Below are 1,934 nucleotides of genomic sequence, written 5' to 3' on the forward strand. Positions count from 1 at the left end.
GGTTGAGGAGGGTGGCCTTGAGCCAGAGGCGGCCGTCGAGCCGGGCGCGGCCGAGGACGGCCCGGCCCTCGTGCAGCAGGACGCGGCGGACGGCGGCCACGGTGGGGTCGGCGGCGCCGGCGGGACGGAACAGGACCGTGCTGATGACGGGGGTGTCGTACAGCTCGAAGCCGGGGTGGGCCCGCACGAGCGCGGCGAACTCGTGTGCCCGGTCGCAGACCTGGTCGACCAGGGCGCCCAGGCCGCGGCGGCCGAGGGTCCTGAGGGTGACCGCGGCCTTGAGGATGTCGGGGCGGCGGGTGGTGCGCAGGGAGCGGCCGAGCAGGTCGGGGAAGCCGGCCTCGGTGTCGTCGTCGGCGTTCAGGTAGTCGGCGTGGTGGTGGAGCACGGCGAGCTCGCCCGGGTCGGCGACGGCGAGCAGGCCCGCGGCGACCGGCTGCCAGCCGAGTTTGTGCAGGTCGAGAGTGATGGTGTGGGCGGCGTCGAGTCCGGCGAGCCGGGCCCGGTGCCGCTCGCTGAAGAGCAGGGCGCCCCCGTAGGCGGCGTCGATGTGCAGCCGGGCGCCGTGGGCGGCGCACAGGGCGGCGATCTCGGGCAGCGGGTCGATCAGGCCGGCGTCGGTGGTGCCGGCGGTGGCCGCGACCAGCAGGGGGCCGGGGAGGTCGGTGAGGGCGGCGTCGAGGGCGGCCGGGTCGAGGGTGCCGCCGGGCGCCGGGACGACGACCGGGTCGGGCAGACCGAGCAGCCAGGCGGCACGGGCCAGCGAGTGGTGGGCGGAGGCGGCGCAGAGGAGGCGGACGCTCCCGCCGTACGCCTCGCGGGCGAGCAGCAGGGCGAGCTGGTTGGCCTCGGTGCCGCCGGTGGTGACCAGCGCGTCGGCCAGGCCGGCCGTCCGCGCGAGGGCTCCGGCGACGACCTCCTCCAGCGTGGCGGCGCCGGGGGCCTGGTCCCAGGAGTCCAGGGAGGGGTTGAGGGCGCTGACGGCGAGGTCGGCGGCGGTGGCCACGGCGAGCGGCGGGCAGTGCAGATGGCCGGCGCACAGCGGGTCGGCGGGATCGGCGGCCCCCTCGGCGAGCGCCCTCACCAGCACGCGCAGGCCGTCCGGGTCGCCCTCCTCGGGCAGTACGTCACCGAGCGCCTCGGCGATCCGCCGGGCGGCGGCCCGCGGCCCGCCCGCGGGCAGCGGGCCGCCGCGGGCCTGCCGGCCCTGCGTGAGCGCCTCCAACACGGTGTCGAGGAGCGGCCGGAGGGCCTCGGGTCCGTGGGGGCCCGAGGCCAGGGGCTCGATCGGCATGGGCTGGCCTCCGCTCGCGGGGCCGCCGTGGGGGCGCGCCGCGTGGACTGCGGGTGGTACGGGAAGAGGGGTGTGTCCCGCATGCTCAACGATCGGAACCCGGAAGTGGGTACTGCCGTACGGGGAAAACCTGTCGGAACGGGGATGCGGGCCGAAACGCGCGTCGCTACCGTCGGCCGGATGGTGGACACGTGGATGATCGACGTGCCCGGCGAACGGGTGCTGGTGCGCGAGCTGGGTCCGGCGGACGAGGCGCCGCTGCTGGGGTTGTTCGAGGAGTGCGAGGACTGGTTCACGGCGGCCACGGGCCTGCCCTCGGCACCGGGTGACGTGCAGAGCCTGTTCTACGCCCTGCCCGAGGGCGCGCACCCGGACGACAAGGTGCTGCTGGTCCTGGAGCGGGACGGGGAGGTCGCGGGCGTGGTGGACGCCGTGCGCGGCCATCCGCGGCCGGGGGCCGTCGCCGTCGGCCTCTTCCTGCTGGCCCCCTGGGCGCGCGGCCGGGGCCTCGGCCGCGCCCTGGCCGAATCCCTGCTGGCCCGGGCCGGGGACGCCACCGAGGTGACCGCGACGGTCCCGCCCGGCTGGCGGCCCGGCGAACGCTTCCTCGAACGCCTCGGGTTCGCCCTGGACCCGGAAC

The 1,934-nt window shown here is 77.2% G+C and carries 2 protein-coding genes; one reads left to right on the forward strand and one right to left on the reverse strand.

From position 1 onward, the window contains the following. Positions 1 to 1,294 (reverse strand): pyridoxal phosphate-dependent decarboxylase family protein (locus tag FRZ03_RS39505; RefSeq protein WP_186785712.1); only part of this gene is annotated, 1,294 nt, incomplete at its 3' end. A gap of 180 nt (positions 1,295 to 1,474) precedes the next feature. Here FRZ03_RS39505 and FRZ03_RS39510 point away from each other — a divergent pair. Continuing rightward, positions 1,475 to 1,934 (forward strand): GNAT family N-acetyltransferase (locus FRZ03_RS39510; RefSeq protein WP_186785713.1); only part of this gene is annotated, 460 nt, incomplete at its 3' end.

It is taken from the genome of Streptomyces misionensis, from assembly GCF_007896895.1.
In the GTDB taxonomy this organism is placed as follows: domain Bacteria; phylum Actinomycetota; class Actinomycetes; order Streptomycetales; family Streptomycetaceae; genus Streptomyces; species Streptomyces misionensis_A.